The 17,091-nt window shown below is 70.7% G+C and carries 24 protein-coding genes; 8 read left to right on the forward strand and 16 right to left on the reverse strand.

The annotated features are described in order from the left end of the window. Nucleotides 1-87 precede the first annotated feature (87 nt). Nucleotides 88-1,311: a sensor histidine kinase gene (locus ACOACQ_RS15380; protein ID WP_420288693.1), complete on the forward strand. Its 1,224-nt coding sequence runs from the start codon at nucleotides 88-90 to the stop codon at nucleotides 1,309-1,311. Further along, entirely contained in the window at nucleotides 1,308-1,934 is a 627-nt protein-coding gene (locus tag ACOACQ_RS15385) for a response regulator (RefSeq protein WP_378599184.1), read from the forward strand. Before ACOACQ_RS15380 ends, ACOACQ_RS15385 begins: the two co-directional genes overlap by 4 nt. Nucleotides 1,935-1,959: 25 nt before the next feature. Here the strand turns inward: ACOACQ_RS15385 and ACOACQ_RS15390 are convergent, their stop codons facing one another. From ACOACQ_RS15390 to ACOACQ_RS15400, 3 genes are read right to left on the reverse strand one after another with little or no spacing between them, the layout of a single operon-like run. Then, nucleotides 1,960-2,706 carry a hypothetical protein gene (locus tag ACOACQ_RS15390; protein ID WP_378599181.1) on the reverse strand — a complete coding sequence of 249 codons (747 nt, stop codon included), beginning with the start codon at nucleotides 2,704-2,706 and terminating at the stop codon, nucleotides 1,960-1,962. 13 nt (nucleotides 2,707-2,719) lie between these two features. After that, entirely contained in the window at nucleotides 2,720-3,010 is a 291-nt protein-coding gene (locus tag ACOACQ_RS15395) for a hypothetical protein (RefSeq protein WP_420288694.1), read from the reverse strand. Between the two features lie 36 nt (nucleotides 3,011-3,046). Next, nucleotides 3,047-4,105: an oxygenase MpaB family protein gene (locus tag ACOACQ_RS15400; protein ID WP_420288695.1), complete on the reverse strand. Its 1,059-nt coding sequence runs from the start codon at nucleotides 4,103-4,105 to the stop codon at nucleotides 3,047-3,049. 62 nt (nucleotides 4,106-4,167) lie between these two features. On the opposite strand from ACOACQ_RS15400, the gene ACOACQ_RS15405 reads away from it, so the two are divergent. Then, nucleotides 4,168-4,788 (forward strand): TetR/AcrR family transcriptional regulator, encoded by a 621-nt coding sequence (locus ACOACQ_RS15405; RefSeq protein ID WP_378599173.1) that lies wholly within the window; start codon nucleotides 4,168-4,170, stop codon nucleotides 4,786-4,788. Here ACOACQ_RS15405 and ACOACQ_RS15410 read toward each other — a convergent pair. Beyond that, the gene (locus ACOACQ_RS15410) at nucleotides 4,781-5,002 is read right to left on the reverse strand and encodes a hypothetical protein (protein ID WP_378599170.1); all 222 of its coding nucleotides are present in this window, start codon (nucleotides 5,000-5,002) and stop codon (nucleotides 4,781-4,783) included. The genes ACOACQ_RS15405 and ACOACQ_RS15410 overlap by 8 nt on opposite strands. Nucleotides 5,003-5,105: 103 nt before the next feature. Between ACOACQ_RS15410 and ACOACQ_RS15415 the strand changes: the two genes are divergently transcribed. Further along, on the forward strand, nucleotides 5,106-5,492 hold the full coding sequence (locus ACOACQ_RS15415; RefSeq protein WP_420288696.1) for a VOC family protein: 387 nt from the start codon (nucleotides 5,106-5,108) through the stop codon (nucleotides 5,490-5,492). Between the two features lie 3 nt (nucleotides 5,493-5,495). On the opposite strand, the gene ACOACQ_RS15420 is transcribed toward ACOACQ_RS15415, so the two are convergent. Continuing rightward, on the reverse strand, nucleotides 5,496-6,095 hold the full coding sequence (locus ACOACQ_RS15420; protein WP_420288697.1) for a dihydrofolate reductase family protein: 600 nt from the start codon (nucleotides 6,093-6,095) through the stop codon (nucleotides 5,496-5,498). A 69-nt stretch (nucleotides 6,096-6,164) separates the two neighbouring features. On the opposite strand from ACOACQ_RS15420, the gene leuE reads away from it, so the two are divergent. Beyond that, nucleotides 6,165-6,821: a leucine efflux protein LeuE gene (gene leuE / locus ACOACQ_RS15425; protein ID WP_378602912.1), complete on the forward strand. Its 657-nt coding sequence runs from the start codon at nucleotides 6,165-6,167 to the stop codon at nucleotides 6,819-6,821. A gap of 115 nt (nucleotides 6,822-6,936) precedes the next feature. Here the strand turns inward: leuE and ACOACQ_RS15430 are convergent, their stop codons facing one another. From ACOACQ_RS15430 to ACOACQ_RS15445, 4 genes are read right to left on the reverse strand one after another with little or no spacing between them, the layout of a single operon-like run. Then, nucleotides 6,937-7,986, reverse strand: a complete 1,050-nt coding sequence (locus ACOACQ_RS15430) for an NAD-dependent epimerase/dehydratase family protein (RefSeq protein ID WP_378595925.1) — start codon at nucleotides 7,984-7,986, stop codon at nucleotides 6,937-6,939. A gap of 18 nt (nucleotides 7,987-8,004) precedes the next feature. After that, nucleotides 8,005-8,925 (reverse strand): cation diffusion facilitator family transporter, encoded by a 921-nt coding sequence (locus ACOACQ_RS15435; protein ID WP_378595924.1) that lies wholly within the window; start codon nucleotides 8,923-8,925, stop codon nucleotides 8,005-8,007. Beyond that, complete coding sequence (locus ACOACQ_RS15440; RefSeq protein WP_378595923.1) at nucleotides 8,925-9,299, reverse strand: ArsR/SmtB family transcription factor; 375 nt, start codon at nucleotides 9,297-9,299, stop codon at nucleotides 8,925-8,927. Before ACOACQ_RS15440 ends, ACOACQ_RS15435 begins: the two co-directional genes overlap by 1 nt. Nucleotides 9,300-9,348: 49 nt before the next feature. After that, nucleotides 9,349-9,660 carry a hypothetical protein gene (locus ACOACQ_RS15445; RefSeq protein ID WP_420288698.1) on the reverse strand — a complete coding sequence of 104 codons (312 nt, stop codon included), beginning with the start codon at nucleotides 9,658-9,660 and terminating at the stop codon, nucleotides 9,349-9,351. A gap of 58 nt (nucleotides 9,661-9,718) precedes the next feature. Between ACOACQ_RS15445 and ACOACQ_RS15450 the strand changes: the two genes are divergently transcribed. After that, the gene (locus ACOACQ_RS15450) at nucleotides 9,719-10,513 is read left to right on the forward strand and encodes a hypothetical protein (protein ID WP_378595921.1); all 795 of its coding nucleotides are present in this window, start codon (nucleotides 9,719-9,721) and stop codon (nucleotides 10,511-10,513) included. Between the two features lie 27 nt (nucleotides 10,514-10,540). After that, nucleotides 10,541-11,518, forward strand: coding sequence for a zinc-binding dehydrogenase (locus tag ACOACQ_RS15455; RefSeq protein ID WP_378595920.1), 978 nt, complete (start codon nucleotides 10,541-10,543; stop codon nucleotides 11,516-11,518). Nucleotides 11,519-11,627: 109 nt separating this feature from the next. Here ACOACQ_RS15455 and ACOACQ_RS15460 read toward each other — a convergent pair whose 3' ends face one another. Continuing rightward, nucleotides 11,628-12,632, reverse strand: a complete 1,005-nt coding sequence (locus ACOACQ_RS15460; RefSeq protein ID WP_378595919.1) for a zinc-binding dehydrogenase — start codon at nucleotides 12,630-12,632, stop codon at nucleotides 11,628-11,630. Nucleotides 12,633-12,720: 88 nt separating this feature from the next. Between ACOACQ_RS15460 and ACOACQ_RS15465 the strand changes: the two genes are divergently transcribed. Beyond that, nucleotides 12,721-13,344, forward strand: a complete 624-nt coding sequence (locus tag ACOACQ_RS15465) for a glyoxalase (RefSeq protein ID WP_420288699.1) — start codon at nucleotides 12,721-12,723, stop codon at nucleotides 13,342-13,344. Between the two features lie 6 nt (nucleotides 13,345-13,350). Here ACOACQ_RS15465 and ACOACQ_RS15470 read toward each other — a convergent pair whose 3' ends face one another. The 6 genes from ACOACQ_RS15470 to ACOACQ_RS15495 form a co-directional block, all read right to left on the reverse strand. Continuing rightward, the gene (locus ACOACQ_RS15470) at nucleotides 13,351-13,797 is read right to left on the reverse strand and encodes an SRPBCC family protein (RefSeq protein ID WP_420288700.1); all 447 of its coding nucleotides are present in this window, start codon (nucleotides 13,795-13,797) and stop codon (nucleotides 13,351-13,353) included. A 4-nt stretch (nucleotides 13,798-13,801) separates the two neighbouring features. Further along, entirely contained in the window at nucleotides 13,802-14,647 is an 846-nt protein-coding gene (locus ACOACQ_RS15475) for a lysophospholipid acyltransferase family protein (RefSeq protein ID WP_420288701.1), read from the reverse strand. 66 nt (nucleotides 14,648-14,713) lie between these two features. Further along, entirely contained in the window at nucleotides 14,714-15,055 is a 342-nt protein-coding gene (locus tag ACOACQ_RS15480; protein WP_378595915.1) for a DUF2784 domain-containing protein, read from the reverse strand. A 52-nt stretch (nucleotides 15,056-15,107) separates the two neighbouring features. Then, on the reverse strand, nucleotides 15,108-15,881 hold the full coding sequence (locus ACOACQ_RS15485) for an SDR family oxidoreductase (protein ID WP_378595914.1): 774 nt from the start codon (nucleotides 15,879-15,881) through the stop codon (nucleotides 15,108-15,110). A gap of 87 nt (nucleotides 15,882-15,968) precedes the next feature. After that, on the reverse strand, nucleotides 15,969-16,253 hold the full coding sequence (locus tag ACOACQ_RS15490; RefSeq protein WP_378595913.1) for a hypothetical protein: 285 nt from the start codon (nucleotides 16,251-16,253) through the stop codon (nucleotides 15,969-15,971). Nucleotides 16,254-16,337: 84 nt separating this feature from the next. Continuing rightward, nucleotides 16,338-17,033, reverse strand: coding sequence for a DUF305 domain-containing protein (locus ACOACQ_RS15495; RefSeq protein WP_420288702.1), 696 nt, complete (start codon nucleotides 17,031-17,033; stop codon nucleotides 16,338-16,340). Between the last annotated feature and the right edge of the window lie 58 nt (nucleotides 17,034-17,091).

The raw sequence follows: 17,091 nt of genomic DNA on the forward strand, positions 1-17,091 counted from the left end.
GGGTCCCGGACGTCGGGCGGGCGGCTACCGCTCGATAGCCAATTGGATGATGCCGCCCGCGCCCGCGATCCCTAGTCTGGATCGACCATGAACGCGACATCCACGGGGCCTACGGAGCGCCGCCGCCCCGGCGTGCACGGCATCCTCGCCCCGGCCGCGGGACTGGACCGCTGGCTGCTCGTGGTCCTGGTGGTCCTGCTCGTCACCTGTGCGGTGCGGTACGTCGACCGGCACGGCCTCGGCGCGACCGGCGTCGCCGTGCTGGCGGGTGCGCTGGTGCTCGCCCTGGCGTACGCGACCCGGGCGCTGCTCCCCGGGCGCTCCTGGTGGCCGACCGCCTGGGTGGTCGCGATGGTGGTGCTGTGGGGTGCCCTGACCACGGTGGCCCCGTCCTTCGCGTGGTGCGCGGTGCCGGTGGCGTTCGCCGTGCTCCGGGTGTTGCCGTTCCCCTGGGCGGTCGGAACGGTGGTGGCGATGACGGCGCTGTTGACCGCGGCGTGGTCGCGCATCACCGACGACACCGACCCGGTGCAGGTCGCCGGCCCGATCGGCGTCGCCCTCCTCACCGTCCTCGCCTACCGCGCGCTCGACCTCGAGACGCAGGCCCGCCAGGACCTGCTCGACGAGCTGGTCGACGCACAGGCCGACCTCGCCGAGGAGCAGCACCGCTCCGGCGCGCTTGCCGAGCGCACCCGCCTGTCGCGCGAGATCCACGACTCCGTCGGCCAGGGACTGTCGAGCATCAACCTGCTGCTCCAGGCCGCCGAACAGGACTGGGACGCGCAGCCGGCGTCCGCCCGCCAGCACGTCCACACGGCCGCGGCCACCGCCCGCGACGGCCTGGACGAGGTACGACGAGTGGTGCGCGACCTCGCACCCGCCGATCTCGCCGCCGACTCCACGGGCGCTGCCCTCCCCGACGCACTGCGCCGGACCGCTGCCCAGGCTGCACTCGCGATCGACACCGAGGTACGGGTCCACGGCACGCCGGTCGTGGTGGCGCCGGACGTCGCGTCCGCCCTCGTCCGCACGGCCCGGGGCGCGCTGGCCAACGTGCGCGAGCACGCCGACGCCGGCCGCGTGGCGCTCACCCTGACCTACCAGCAGGACGAGGTCGTGCTGGACGTGCGCGACGACGGCCGCGGCTTCGAACCCGACCACGTCCGGGCCGCCGGGTCCCGTGGGCGCGGGCTGACGGGGATCCGCGACCGCGCTGCGTCCCTCGGCGGGCAGGTCGACGTCGAGAGCGCTCCGGGCGAGGGCACCACTGTCTCGGTGCGCTTCCCGGTCACGAAGGAGGAGGCGCCGTGATCCGGATCGTGCTCGTCGACGACCACCCCGTCGTGCGCGCCGGGCTGCGGGCACTCATCGACGGACAGGCCGACCTGTCCGTGGTCGGTGAGGCCGACGGACTCGACCGCGCGCTGGCCGTGGTCGCGGCGGACCGGCCGGACGTCGTACTCATGGACCTGAGCCTGGGTGCCGGCCAGCCCAGCGGCGCCGAGGTGACTGCTCGGTTGCGGGCGCTCGCGACGCCGCCCGAGGTGCTGGTGCTGACGACCTACGACACCGAGTCCGACATCCTGCGGGCGCTCGACGCCGGGGCGCGCGGCTACCTGCTCAAGGACGCGCCGCCCGAGGAGCTGTTCGCCGGGATCCGCGCGACGGCCCGCGGTGACACGGTGCTCGCGCCGTCCGTCGCCGCCACGCTGGTCCGCCGTACGACGCCGGGCGCCACCACCATCACCGAGCGCGAGGTCGAGGTGCTCGAGCTGCTGTCGCGCGGCCTCGGCAACAAGGAGATGGCGCGCGAGCTCTTCGTGTCCGAGGCGACCGTCAAGTCCCACCTGTCGCACATCTACACCAAGCTCGGCGTCGACACCCGGGCCGGCGCCGTGGCGGCCGCGATCGACCGGCGGATCATCCGCTCCTGACCCAGCCTTCGTGCGCTCGTCCGGGTCAGGTGTAGTCGAAGGTCAGCAGCGCCAGGCGTTCGACCGGTTCGAAGAACAACAGGATCCCGTCGGCGCCGGCCGTGCGGTAGTGCCAGCCCGGCACCTCGGCGACGAAGTGGAACCGACGGCCGGCCGGGCTCATCGGGGTCGCGGTGGACTCGTCGCGGGAGAGCTCGATCGGGAAGTCGTCCATGGCCCAGTTGCCGGCGCCGGCAGCCCCACCCAGCTGGCACAGCACCGGGACCGGACGGGTGTTGCCGTACGCGGCCACGCCGCGCCGGTCCAGCCGGACCAGGGTGTCGTTGCGGGCGAACCACCGCCGGGTGGCGTCGTACGACCTCGCCTGCTCCTCACCGAAGGCGCGGAGTCTGTCGTAGGCGGGCCCCTCCATGGGGGCGTCGTCACGGTCGTAGGAGAGAGCGAAGTAGCGCTCGTCGCCGAGGAAGCGCATCCGGTCACCTTCGACCCGGAACGGCATCCAGTTCTCACGGAGCATGCCGGTCGGGTCCGCGGCCGCCGCGACCTCGGCGGTGCGCCAACCGATGGTGACCTCGTCCGGCTCGATCGGACTGAGCAGGTGGATCCAGCCGGACCATCGCTTGTTCACCCGCGCCAGGTCGATCGAGACGAGCGGATGCACGTGCGCGGCCAGCCACTGCTGGTCGTCGACGAACACGTCCGCGGCATCGGGAAGGACGCGCAGGCCCTTCGCCGGCCAGTGCAGGTCGTGCTCGGCCTTGCCTCTGCGCATGCGCGCCAGCCTGTCAGCCCTTCTCGACGGCCGCCAGCACCTTGTCGAGCTTGGCCTTGACGTCGGGGACCTCGTCGAGCAGCACCAGCTTGTCGTTCAGGTCACCGAGCAGCGTCTGCACCTCGGACAGGACCACCTTGGTCTCCGCGAGGGTCGCGTCGACCGTGGCGAGCTTCTCGTCGACTCCGGTGAGGGTGCCGTCGACGGTCCCGAGCGTCTGGTCGACATTGCTCAGTGCGGTCTCCGCCGCCTTGAGCGTCTTGTCGGTCCGCTTGAGGATGTCGGCAACAGGATTCAGTCCCACGGTTTCTCCTTGTCGTACGTCGTTGTGCCCACCTTCTCAGGCAAGGCGTCCCAGGACCGGCTCCGACTCGAGCAGGCCGGCATCGCTCGGCGCCTCGCCGAGGCCGAACACCTTCTCGTGCTGCTTCTGCCGCCACGCCAGGTGCGCCTCGGCCGGCTTGTCGAAGCCGTAGCGGGCGCGGGCCTCGGCAGGCGTGAGGACCTCGGGGTTGGCCGGCGCGACGCCCCTGAAGACCGGCGTGACGACCTTGATGGTGCTGGGCGAGAGCAGTGCGAGGACCCGCAGCTGCAGGCCCTTGCTCAGCGCGATCGCCATGAAGGTGGCCCGCAGGATCGGGCGCACCGCGATGTCGACAGCACGCCGCTGGGGCAGGTCGCCCATCTCGCGCATCCAGCCGGGCAGGGTGGCGATCACGCCGGCGGTGAAGAACTTGCTGACGACCCACTGGGCCGGGCGCAGCACCAGCGGCACCTGGACCAGCTGGTCGATGTCCATCAGGTGGTGCATCGCCTTCTGCGCGATCGGCGAGCCGGACATCAGCGGGTGCATCCGCTCGTAGTAGGCGTGCAGCTCGGCGCGGTCGCGGGGCACGTCGTCGGGGTTGCAGGTCTGCAGCTCCGCAGCGATCGCGCACTCCTCCCAGAACCGGAGCTCGTCGGCTTCCGACAGCTTCCCGGGGCCGTACATCTCGTAGGCCTTGAGGACCGAGTGCCAGCCCGTGACGAGGATCCACAGCTGCGAGTCGGGGTCGTTGGCGTCGTACTTCCCGCCGCCGTACGGCTCGGTGCCGATCGCCTTGCTGTGCACCTTGACGAGGACGTCGGCGGCGCGGCTGGTGCTGCGGCTGTCGCCGAAGGCGACCAGCGCGAAGTAGTGGATGGTGCGGTCGTAGCGGGTCTTGGGGCGCTTGTAGATGTCCTGGGTCCGGTCGACGGACGCGACGAGGTTCGGGTCCAGCTCCTCGACGACGACGGCCCGGCTGAAGCCGATGGTCAGGGAGGTGGGGTAACCCCACACCTTCCAGGCGACCGAGTCGGGGCCGAAGAAGCCGTAGTCCTCGGCGGGAGTGATCTCGCGCTGCTTGCGAAGTGCCATACCGACAGAATGCTACAGTTGTGTAGTAAATGGAAGACCTATCGCTCACCTAAGGTGTGATCATGTCCGACCTGGCCCGGAAGAGACGGCCGTACGCCGCCCGCGTTCCGATGGCCGAACGCCGCGAGCAGCTCCTCGACGCCGCCTTGAGGATCATCGATCGCGACGGGTACGACGGGGTCTCGATCGACGCGATCGCGAAGGAGGCCGGCGTCACCCGACCCGTCGTGTACGGCGCCTTCGAGAGCCTCGGCCCGTTGCTGATGGCCCTGCTCGAGCGCCAGCAGCAACGCGCCCTGCTGCAGCTGTTCGGCGCCCTTCCCCACGACCTCGGGGACGGCAAGCCGGCCGACCTCATCCGTCAGGCCGGGCCGCCCCTGCACCAGATGCTGCTCGACGACCCGGTGACCTGGCGGGCGATCCTGCAGAGCGCCACCCACGCACCGGAAGCGGTGCGCGAGCGCGTCGAGGCCGACCGCGAGCAGGTCCGGCTCGCCGTCGAACGGCTGGTCGCCGGGGCCCTCGGACGCAAGGCGGACTCAGAAGTGCTGTCGCACGCGCTCATCGCCGTGCTCGAGCGGTTCGGGCAGCTCGTCATCGCGGATCCGGAACGCTTCACCGCCGAGCGACTGACCGAAGCGGTCGTCGCCCTGCTGGGGCCGGCGCCCCGACGCGTCACTTGAGCGTGATGTCGCTGAAGATCAGCAGCGGCCAGGCGACGATCTCCCCGAGGTAGGAGAAGAACGCGTCCGGGCCGTAGAGGCCGTCGAGGTGCTTCTGGTGGGCGTCCGCCCACAGGACGCCGACGATCACGTAGGGAATGCCCAGCCAGATCGCCACGATGAACAGGTCCTTGACGGTGATCGGCTTCTTCTCGGTCTCGGTCGAGGTCGTCATGGAATCCACCGTAGGTGAATCCGGGCGCAATTGCTACATGTGTGTAGTAATTAGTCCGGTCTCCCCGGAGGGCGATGTCGGTGGCGAGGTGCACGCTGGATCCATGACCACTTCCACCACCCCGATCACCGAGCTGATCGCGTTCACCATCGACTCGTCCGACGCCGCACGCCTCGCGAAGTTCTACGCCGACCTCACCGGAGGCGAGGTGACCGGCGACTACCCGGAGTACGGCTACGCCGCCGCGTCGATCCTCGGCTCGGCCTTCAACTTCCAGACCGTGGCCGACTACGCCCGCCCGCAGTGGCCCGGCCAGGAGCACCCCCAGCAGTTCCACATCGACCTGCGCGTCACCGACGTGGCCGCGGCCGCCGACCACGCCATCTCACTGGGCGCGACCGTGGCCGGCGAGCAGCCCGGCGGTGGTGCGTGGCAGGTGATGATCGACCCCGACGGTCACCCGTTCTGCCTCTGCCCGCCGAAGGACTGAGTCTCAGCCGCGCCGGTAGGTCAGGTGCGTGACGTGCGGCGTCACGCGCGAGGCCACCGGCACGAGGTCGCTCGTCGGGACACCGGCGAAGAGGCGTGACCCCTCGGCGAGCCCCGAGACCTGCGGTGCGACGTGCCAGCGGAGCTCGTCGAGCAACCCGGCCGCGAGGTAGGCGTTGACGGTCGAGGCACCACCCGCGATCGCCACGTTGGCGTCGCCGGCGGCCTCGCGCGCCCGGTCCAGCGCCTCCTCGATCCCGCCCGTCACGAAGTGGAACGTGGTGCCACCCGCCATCTCCACCGGCTCGCGCTCGTGATGGGTCAGCACGAACACCGGTGCGCGGTACGGCGGCTCCTCGCCCCACCACCCCCGCCAGGCCAGGTCCCAGTCACCGCGGCCCGGGGAGAACATGTTGCGCCCCATGATGAAGGCGCCGGCGTCGAGGATGCCGGCAGCCTCGTCCGCGTTGTCGTCACGGTGCTCGATCTGCCACGCATGCAGGCGCAGGTGGTCCAGGCTGCCGAACGGGTGCTCGAGGCTCTGGTCGGCCGCCGCCCCGAACCCGTCGACGGTGGTGGTGATGTCCGCGGTCACGATGCCCATGCCGAACCAGACCCGCGCGCCCTCGAAAACTCATCGTTCGGGTGATCCACCCCGTGGGAGGATCGGCCCGTGCTGGGCATCACCGACCTGTCGACGTACCTCGTCGGACTGATCCTGATCATCCTGCTGCCCGGACCGAACTCGCTCTACGTCCTCTCCGTGGCAGCACGCCGTGGAGTGCGCGACGGCTACTCCGCAGCCGCCGGCGTCTTCACGGGCGACGCCGTCCTGATGACGCTGTCGGCCGCCGGCGTCGCCTCGCTGCTGCAGGCCAACGACCTGGCCTTCTCCATCGTGAAGTGGGTCGGCGCCGGCTACCTCGGCTACCTCGCCTTCACCATGCTGCGCGGCGCCTTCCTGATGTGGCGCGCGCGGCACCGCGCGGTCCAGGCCGTCGCCGACGGCTCGCCGCCGCTGGCGCCCGACGAGCGTCCGTACCGCCGCGCCCTGGTGATCAGCCTGCTCAACCCGAAGGCGATCTTGTTCTTCGTCGCCTTCTTCGTGCAGTTCGTCGACCCGGCCTACGCCCACCCGGCCCTGTCGTTCCTGGTGCTGGGGATCTTCGCCCAGATCGCGAGCGTGGCGTACCTGTCCGCGCTGATCTTCGGCGGCACCCGCCTCGCCGAGGCCTTCCGGCGCCGCAAGTCGCTGTCCGCGGTCGGCACCTCAGCCGTCGGCGCGATCTTCCTCGGCTTCGCCCTCAAGCTCTCGCTCGCCCACGCCTGACCGCGACTTGGGGTTTGTCACCGCCGAGTTGGGGTTTGTCACGCGCGACTTGAGGTTTGTCACCGCCGTACCGGCGCCAAGTCACAACTCGACGGTGACAAACCCCAACTCGGCGTCAGGCCTTCGCGAGCCCGTCGTCGATCATCTGCTGGTAGTGCTCGGTGACCGTCTCGGCGACGGGGCGGAAGTCGATGCCCAGCTCAGCGGTGGTGCGGCTGCTGTCGTACGCCAGCGGGTGGCCGACGTTCTTCTCGACGTACTCACGGGTCAGGCCGGCGAACGGGGCGCTCACCTTGACGGCCAGCTTGGGGGCGATCATCCGCGGGAAGGTGAGCTTGTTGCCGAAGGACGCGGCCAGGATCCGGCCGATGCCGAGCATGCTGATCGTGTCCGCGTTGGTGAGGTAGCGACCCTTGGCCTCGGGGGTGAAGCCAGCAGCGATGTGCGCCCGCGCGACATCGCGTACGTCGACCACGCCGAGGTAGAGCTTCGGGACACCGAGGGTCAGGGAGTAGTCGGTGAAGTGCTTCATCGTGTCCATCGAGCCGGAGACGCTCGAGGTGGTCAGCGCCGGGCCGAGCACGAGGCCGGGGTGGATGGTGACCAGGTCCCACCGCTCCTGGGCCTCGGCGATCGCCCAGGCGTCCTTCTCGGCGACGGTCTTGGAGTACGGGTAGGGCTGGTGCTCCAGGCTGCTGGTGGTGTTCCAGTCGGCCTCGGTGACCGGCCGACCGACGATGTCGCAGTTGTCGCCGTGCAGGGCGACCACGCTGCTGGTGAGGACCACCCGCTTGACGCTCTCGGTGGCGTTGACGCTCGCCAGCACGTTGCGGGTGCCGTCGAGGGCGGGGTCGACGAGCTGTGCCTGCGGGTCCTTCACCTTGCCGAGCAGGAACGGCGACGCCGTGTGGATGACCAGCTCGACGCCGTCCATCGCGGCCGTGAAGCTGCCCTCGTCGAGCAGGTCGGCCTGGTGGAGGGTCAGCCGGCCGGGGTGCGCGTCGGCCAGCGCGTGCAGGTGCTCGAGACCGTTCGGCTTCTGCGGGTTGCGCACGGTGGCGCGAACGGTGCGGCCGTCCTCGAGCAGCTGGCGCACGATCCAGCTGGCGACATAGCCGCTTCCACCGGTGACGAGGACGGGTGCGGCGAGATCTATCTGCGTCATGCGGTCACACTAGATGGCTCACCAGCTGACGGCGTCGCAGTCCGTGGAGCGGTGGCCCTCGATCTGCAGCGTGGCGTGCTCGATCTGGAACTGGTCGCGCAGCAGTGCCTGCCCGGCGCGCAGCGCGCCGCCGCTGTCGGCACCGTCGTCGAGCACGAGGTGCGCGGTGGCGACGTTCATGCCGGAGGTCAGGGTCCAGGCGTGCAGGTCGTGGACGTCGCGCACGCCGTCGATCGCGGCGAGCGCGGAGGTGACGACGTCGATCTCCAGTCCTGCCGGGACGTGCTGCCCCAGGACCGCCAGCACCTCGCGCCCCAGCATGACCGCTCGGATGGCGACGAAGCCGCCGATCAGGAAGGCGACGACGGTGTCCCAGACACTCGACCCGGTGGCGATGATCAATCCACCGGCGATGAGTACGCCGACGCTGCCGGCCGTGTCCGCGACGACTTCGAGGTACGCGCCCCTGACGTTGATGGAGTCCTTCGCGCCGGCACGCAGGAGGAACAGGGCGATCACGTTGACGACGAGGCCGAGGAAGCCCACGACGAGCAACGGGCCGCTGGCCACGTCGGGGTCCTCGCCGATGCGCGTGACGGCTTCGATGACGACGTACACGGAGACGCCGAGCATCATCAGCACGGCCAGGCCGGAGGCGAAGACCTCGGCCCGGTAGGACCCATAGGTACGACGACCGGTGCTGTCCTCGCGGGTCGCGATCTTCGTTGCGACGAGTGCGGCACCCAGGGCCACCACGTCCGCCGCCATGTGCCCGGCGTCGGAGATCAGCGCGAGGGAACCGGTGGCGATGCCGACGACGAGCTCCACGACGAAGAAGGCCGCGACCAGGCCGAACGACAGCGCCAACCGCCAACGGTGGCGCGCGCCCGCATGGCCCGTGGCAGCCGGAGTGTGGCCGTGCCCGTGTCCGACGCCCATCACCACTCCTCGTCGTGCAGGGCCGCGGGCCCGAAGTTCGCGCTGAGCACGACCGCTTCGCCGGTGGCCTCGAGCAGGCGCTCGGTGGCGCGCAGGATCTCGGCGGTCGCCGCGGGGTGCGCGAGCGAGAACATCGAGGCCCGGCCGCTCGGCCGCGACACGACCAGGCCGCAGTCGCGGAGCAGGGCCAGGTGCTTGGAGACCGTCGACTGGGCGAGGCCGAGGTGGTCGGTGAGGTCGATGACGCGGTGCTCGCCGAGGGCGAGGTGCTGCAGGATCGCGAGCCGGTTCGGGTCACTGAGGCCGTGCAGCAGGCAGGCCGCCGCGACGAGCGCCTCGACCTCGCTGGCCGTCTCCACCTGATTCATCGCCATATGGCGATGTAATCACCATCTGGCGTCGCCGGTCAAGTCCGGTCCGGGATCAGAACGGCAGGCTCAGCACCACGCGGAGCGGCAGTCCCGGCCACGCGACACCGAGCCACAGGCTCCGGGCGACGACACATCCCGGGTGCAGGTGGCCGCGGGCGAGGGAGGTCGCCCCACCCACGACGGCGGCCAGCGCGAGGACTCCGAGCACGCCCCAGCCCACGAGGTGCGGTGTCTCCGGGACCACGACGGCCGCCACCCCGAACCCGAGCAGCACCAGGCCCGCCAGGAACGAGGCGGGGCTGACCGGGGTGTCCCGCTGCCGCCACGGTTGTTGGACCGGACGGCCGCATGCGCAGCGCTTCATGGCGGGAACGTACCCGGGCCCCCTCCCGTCCCACCCGTTCGGTGCCTATGCTCCGATCGTGCTGATTCGACCGGGCGAGCTCGACGCCATCCGTGCGGGCGACATCGACCTGGCCTTCCGCCGCTGGGACCGGGCCCGGGTGAAGGTCGGCACCCACCTGCGCACGGCCGTCGGCCTGCTCGAGGTGACCAGCGTCGAAGCGGTCGCCCTCTCGGCCCTGCGCGCGGACGACGCACGCCGCTGCGGCGCGGCATCGCTCGCCGCCCTCAAGGACGCACTCAGCGTCCGCAAGGACGGCCAGGTCTTCCGGATCGGTCTCCGCTACGCCGGCCCCGATCCGCGCGAGGTCCTGCGCGAGTCCGTCCCGACCGCCGACGAGCTGGTCGACATCCTGGCCCGGCTCGACCGCCTCGACGCGGCCTCACGGATCGGCCCCTGGACCCGCGCGACGCTCCGGCTGATCGACGCGAACCCCGAGGTGCGCGCCCCCGAGCTCGCGGAGCAGATGGGGCGTCCGACGCCGGAGTTCAAGGTCGACGTACGCAAGCTCAAGGAGCGGGGGCTGACCGAGTCGCTCGCGATCGGCTACCGCCTGTCACCGCGCGGCGAGGCGGTCCTGGACCACGAGGACGGCCCGCGCGAACGGGCACCCCGGCGCACCGGAACGCCACTCCCGCGCACCATCGGCGCCCCCGCCACCCGCGCCCTGCGGGCCGTCGACCTGCACACCCTCGAAGCCGTCAGCGGCTGGACCCGGCGCGATCTCGCCGCGTTGCACGGGGTCGGTCCGATCGCACTCGACCGGATGGCCGCCGCGATGGCTGCCGGCGGCCTGTCCTACGCGCCGGACTGAGCTTTCCCCGCGTGCTGCAATGGACCCATGCGCGCTGTCATCCACCACGAGTTCGGCAACCCTGCGGAAGTCCTCGGCGTCGAGGACGTGGAGGTGCCCGAGCCGGGTCCCGGCGAGGTGCGCGTGCGCACCCTGCTGGCGGCGATCCACAACCACGACCTCTGGACGATCCGTGGTTCCTACGGCTTCAAGCCCGAGCTGCCGGCCCGCGCCGGCACCGAAGCGGTCGGTGTCATCGACGCCGTCGGTGAGGGCGTGGACAGGTTCCAGGTCGGCCAGCGGGTCGCGAGCGGAGGGACGTTCGGCGCGTGGTCGGAGCTGTTCATCGCCAAGGCGGGCGGGCTGATCCCCGTCGCCGACGGGATTCCGGACGAGGTCGCCGCGCAGCTGGTCTCGATGCCGTTCAGCGCGATCAGCCTGCTCGAGTCACTGGAGCTCGCCCCGGGTGACTGGGTCGTCCAGAACGCCGCCAACGGAGCGGTCGGCCGGATGGTCGCCCAGCTCGGCGCCGCCCGCGGCATCAACGTCATCGGGCTCGTCCGGCGCGCCGCGGGCGTCGAGGAGCTCGCCGACCAGGGCATCACGAACGTCGTCGCCACCGACGCCGACGGCTGGGCCGACCAGGTCCGCGCGATCACCGGCGGAGCGCCGATCAAGGCCGGCGTCGACTCCGTCGGCGGACCCGCCAGCGGCGACGTCCTGTCCCTGCTCGCCGAGAACGCGACCCTCGTCGTGTTCGGCGCGATGGAGTCGCCCACGATGGAGCTGTCTTCCGGCGACCTGATCTTCAAGCAGGCCACGGTGAAGGGCTTCTGGGGCAGCACGGTCAGCCAGACCATGCCCGCCGAGCAGCGCCGCGCACTGTTCGGCGAGCTGATCGAGCGGATCGCGCAGGGCAAGCTGACCCTGCCCGTCGACACGGTCTACTCGTTCGACGAGGTCCGGGCCGCTGCCGCCGCGAACGGCGAGCCCGGCCGCAAGGGCAAGGTCCTGCTGCGCCCCTGAGCCGCTGCGGGTTCATCAAGGTATGTGGCCGAGTTGGCACTTCCCAGTGGTTGCCCACCGTGGGGAGTGCACCTTGGCCTGCATCCCTTGATGAAGCCGCACGTGCCAGTCAGGTGACGACGACGAGCTTGCCCGCGTAGGTCCCGTCCTCGAGGTCGCGGTGCGCCTGGACGATCTCGTCGAACTCGTAGACGTGGCCGATCGGCACCTGCACGCGACCGGCCTCGGCGTCGTCCAACCAGGCCTGGAGCACGTCGGCAGGCAGGTCGCCCGCGCCGCCGGAATAGCCGCCCAGCCACACGCCGCGCGGCAGGTCGCCCGTCGGGTAGAAGTCCGGCAGCGTCCACGAGTTCGACAGCATTCCGGTCATGCAGGCCACGCCGTGCACGCGGACGGTGGCGAGGGTGTCGAGCAGGGTCGGCGCCCCGACCAGTTCGAGGGCACGATCGACGCCGTCGGGGAACAGCGCCCGCACCTTGTGCGCGATCGTGCCGTCATCGATGACGACGTGGTCGGCGCCGAGGTCCCGCAGCACCTGCTCCCGGGCCGCCGAACGCGTCGTGGAGACCACCGTCATGCCGCGCTGCTTGGCCAGGATCGTCGCGGCCTGGCCCACCGACGACGTACCGCCGCGGACCAGGAGGGTCTCGCCGGGCTGCGCATCGAGGCCGACGGTGAGGGAGCCGTAGGCGGTCTGCAGCATCTCGGGCACGGCACCGAAAGTGGCCCAGTCGAGGCCGGTGGTGACCGCGATCGTGTTCTCGACCCGTACGACGACCCACTCCGCGTAGCCGCCGTTGAAGGTGCGGCCCATCCCGCCCATCATCGCGACCACCTGCTGCCCGACAGGGAGCTCGCCACCGGGGCACGCGGCCACCTCGCCCGTCGCCTCGATCCCGAGGACCCGCGGGAAGGTGACGCCGTGGGCCAGGCCGATCCGGGTGTGCAGCTCGGAGCGGTTGAGCCCGAAGGCGCGCACGCGGATCAGGACTTCACCGACGCCCGGCACCGGCACGGGGAGCTCACGGATGACGAGGCCCTCGGGCGGAGCCGGTGCCTCGTCGAGGACCACCGCGCGCATCGTGTCTGTCGGCTGCTTCTGCCCTGTCGTCATGGGACCAGAACCTACGCCGACGGCGAGCGATTCCAGTCGGTCAGGAATCAAGAAGCACGGCCGGCGGACCGCGCCTAACGTCGTCCACATGTTCACCAACGACACCCAGACCACACTGTCCGCCCTCACCCTCGAGGTGGCCGACCCGGCCGCCGCCCGGGCCTTCTACGCCGAAGCGTTCGGCTTCGACACCCAGATCGACTTCCGCGCCACCGACGACACCACGAGCGGCTTCCGGGGCTTCTCGCTCTCCCTCACCGTCGCCCAGCCGGCCAACGTCAACGCCTTCATCGATGCCGCGATCGCGGCCGGGGCGAGCGTCCTCAAGCCGGCCACCAAGTCGTTCTGGGGGTACGGCGGCGTCGTCCAGGCTCCCGACGGGACGATCTGGAAGGTCGCCACGTCGAACAAGAAGGACACCGCCCCCGCCGAGAAGAAGTACGACGACCTGGTGCTCCTGCTCGGCGCGTCCGACGTGGCCGCGACCAAGCGGTTCTACGTCGAGCAGGGCCTGAAGGTCGCCAAGAGCTATGGCCGCAAGTACGTGGAGTTCGAGGCCGGCTCCGGCCCGGTCAAGCTCGCCCTCTACGGCCGGCGTGCGCTGGCCAAGGACGTGGGCGTGCCGGAGGACGGCGCCGGCTCGCACCGTCTCGTCCTCGGCGGCTTCACCGCGACGGACCCCGACGGATTCATCTGGGAAGCCTCGGCCTGAGAGCCCTCAGCCCTGCTCCCACTCCAGGTGGTGCCGCAGCTGCTGGATGGCCGCCTCGAGGTGCCGGTGCATGATGCCGCGGGCGAACTGCTCCGCGATCCGTGACATCACCAGCCCCGACAGGGTGATCGTCATCGTCATCGTGACGAGGGACCGCTCGGCGCCATCGGGTTCGACGAGCAGGTCGAAGGTGTGGCGGGTGCCGCGCCGGGCGGTCCACGCCAGGTGGTGGTCGGCGGTCCGGTCGACGTCCACGGCCCCGCCGATGTGCAGGGTGCCGACGTCGAGGAAGACCTCCCACTCCTCATGACCGGTCTCCTCGAGTCCTCCGAGGAACCGGAACCGGCCGAACCCGCTGATCAGCGGCAGCACCCGCTGGGGGTCGGTGGCGATCGCCGAGACCAGGTCGCGCGGGCGAGCGACGGTGGCGGTGACGGTGGCCGTCGCACTCACGCCGTCACCCGAGCACCGGCAGGACGGTCTTCGCGGCGAGGGTCGAGAGGCCGGCCTGCATCACGCTGGTGACGTAGTCGTACGCCTCGTCCCAGTCGGGCTCGTCGCCGAACCGCTCGGACAGGTCGATCGGGTCGAGCACCTGGATCCGGATCTTCGCCGGCAGCGGGATGTGCGGCAGGTCGCCCGGCAGGAAGCCCCACGGGATGCTGAACGAGATCGGCAGGGTCTTGACGCGCAGCAGCTTGTCGAAGCGCAGCAGCTTCGCGGTCTTCCGCCCGTCGTTCAGGACGAAGAAGGTGTCCTGGCCGCCGGTCGCCACGACCGGCACGATCTTCACCCCGTTCTCGTACGCCAGTCGGAGGAAGCCCTTGCGCCCGTCGAAGACGATCTTGTGGCGGTCGCGCCACGGGCGCAGTGCCTCGACGTCGCCGCCGGGATAGACCAGCACCGAACCGTCCTGCGCGAACACGTCGGCCGCCGCCCGCGGGGTGGCGGTGACCACGCCGAACTTGCGGGCGAAGCCGCCGACCCCGGGCAGCGAGGTCACCATCTCGTGGCCGAGCGAGAACAGCGGTCGGCCCTCGACGGTCATGTAGGTGTTGTAGGCGAGCAGGAAGACGAAGGTGTCCGGTACGCCGGCCCCGCCACTGTGGTTGCCGACGAACAGCACCGGCTCGTCGGGCACCTTCTCGAAGCCGTCGACGTCGGCCCGGAACCACACACTGGCCACCAGCCACAGCCGCGGCAGCATCCGCCGGATGAAGGCCGGGTCACGCCCGCTGAGGTCCGCCAACGGCGCCTTCAGCAGTCGGCTCTTGCCGGCGGGGCGATCACTGCTGCTGGCCACGAGCGATCAACGAGGCGGTGGGCGGCGAGTGACGTGTGGCCCTGGTGCGCAGCGCCGGGAGCCTGGTCAGCGAACGACGAAGCCGAGCCACGAGCCCACGACGAGCGTCCCGACCAGGACCTCGACCCGGCGGGCGATCTTCGCGGGGTACACATTTCCCTCGAAGTAATGGGCGATGAAGCCGCGCTCGCTCATCGGCTGCCGACCCGCACCCTCGCGTCCCCAGTCCTCGATCCGCGACAGCGGGCACGCCGCACGCGAGATCGACATCCGGCCTCCCCAGGCCGCAGCGGCGAGGTGGGGCAGGAAGACCCACGGCATCAACCAGGCGAGGAAGCCGCCGAGGACGGTGAAGGCAACGAAGAGCATGTGGACGACGCACGCCGCGGCGGCCACCAGTCGATGCATGCCTCGACACTAGGGCCGCCGGGGTGGCCGCCCGTCATCCTCGACCCGGTCACTACCAGGCGACCGGGCCTGCTGCATCGAAGAAGGTCCCCGACGGTCCGTCGTCGTCCAGCAGGGCGGCACGGGCGACGACGACGGCCGCCTCGTCTGCGGGAGACGGGGCTGCGGCGCGGTTCTCGGGGCCGCCCAGGTCGGTCTGCACCCAGCCGGGACAGACCGAGTTGACCTTGAGGGGCGAGTCGGCGAGCTTCTTCGACAGCGCGATCGTCACGGCGTTCAGCGCCGCCTTCGACGCCTGGTAGGCGGGGACCACCAGGCCGAAGTACGGCGACGCCGGGTCGAGCTGGTCGTTGAGCGAGCCCATCGTGCTCGACACGTTGACGATCCGGCCCGCGTCGGAGCGCATCAGAAGAGGCAGGAAGGCCTGGGTCACAGCCACCGCACCGAGCACGTTGGTCTGGAAGGTACGACGGAACAGCTCGACATCGAGCGGCTGGTCCTGATCGGGGCTGGTCGCCTCCGGCAGGATCCCCGCGTTGTTGACGAGGATGTCCAGGCGGCCGAACTCGCGGGTGACCCGAGCGGCGGCTTCCTGCACGCTCCCCGGATCCTCGACGTCGAGTGCCACGGCGCTCGCCCAGATCCCCTCCGCGCGCAGCTCGAGCACGGCAGCCTTCGACCGTACGTCGTCGCGTGCCGCCAGCACGACGGTCGCGCCGGCCTTGCCGAGCAGGCGGGCTGTGGCCAGGCCGAGGCCGCGGTTGCCGCCCGTGACCAGCGCCATGGTGCCGGCCCGTACGGTGTGGTCCTTCGTGATCGTTGTCATGTCAACGATCTTCGGTGAGCCGCCGTTCAGGTGCTGGCGGAAATCCGACCTGGCACTCAGCGCACGAGCACTCAGCGGGCAGGCAGCTCAGCGACGGTGCTGGCTGAAGAACCCGCCCGGCCGTTCGGCGGTGTCGTCGAGGGGACTGCTGCGCTTCCACTCCGCGAAGGTGCTGCGGGCGTCGAGGTCGATGCCCGGATTCGCGCGGGCGTACTCCGCGACGGCCACGGCCGGATCGACGCGTTCACGACGCTCGATCAGCCGCTGGTAGGCGACGAGCTGCCGGATGGAGTAGACGGCCGGCGGGCGGTGGGCCTGCGTGCCCGGGCCCGCCGCTGTGTGGGCGCCAGCATGTTCATGATCCCGAGTCATGTGCTCCACGCTAACCCGAGAAGCGACCTCGGGCGCAATGCCGTTCCCGGAATCCGGCGTCAGCCGGGCCCCGGGCAGCGGCGATCAGAGCTCGGCGAGCAGGGCCTTCATCCGGTCGATCTCGGCGCCCTGGCCGATCACGATCTCGCTGGCGATCTCGGTGACCTGGACGTCGGTGCCTCCGGTCGCGACGGCATCGGCCATCGTGATCGCACCTTCGTGGTGCTGGATCATGCCCTCGAGGAAGAGCCTGTCGAACTCCGCGCCGTCCGCGTTCCTCAGGGCCTTCAGCTGGGCGTCGGTGAGCATCCCGTGCATCGTGTCGTGGCCGTGCTCGCCGTGGTCGAAGTCGGCCGGGTCGTCCTTGGCCGACGGTACGGCGACGCCCTTGTTCTCGAGCCACGCGGCCATGGTCAGGATCTCGGGGCGCTGCGCGGCCAGGATCCGGCGCGCGATGGACTTCACCGCGGGCGACTCCGCCCGGGTGCGGGCCAGCTTCGACATGGTCAGTGCCTGCGCATGGTGGGGAATCATCATCTGCATGAAGGCGATGTCGTCATGGGCGACGTCGGACTGCTTCACCACCTGGCCGGGATCGACGGTGGTCTCGTCGTCCCCCGGTCCGCCGGGCTGCACGACCCGGGGTGACGACGAGGCGCCCGGCTCCGCGTCGTTCTCCTTCTCCAGACAGCCGCTGAGGGAGAGCGCCGCCACGGGGGCGACGAGGACAGCGCACAACGACGTCCGCCAGGACATCCACCAGGACCGAGACCGAGACACCGAGAAGCTCCTCAAAGGGGTTGCGTGAAGCCCTCACCATAGGCGAGGGTCGAAGCTC

The organism is Nocardioides sp. CPCC 206347 (assembly GCF_048654605.1).
Taxonomy (GTDB): domain Bacteria; phylum Actinomycetota; class Actinomycetes; order Propionibacteriales; family Nocardioidaceae; genus Nocardioides.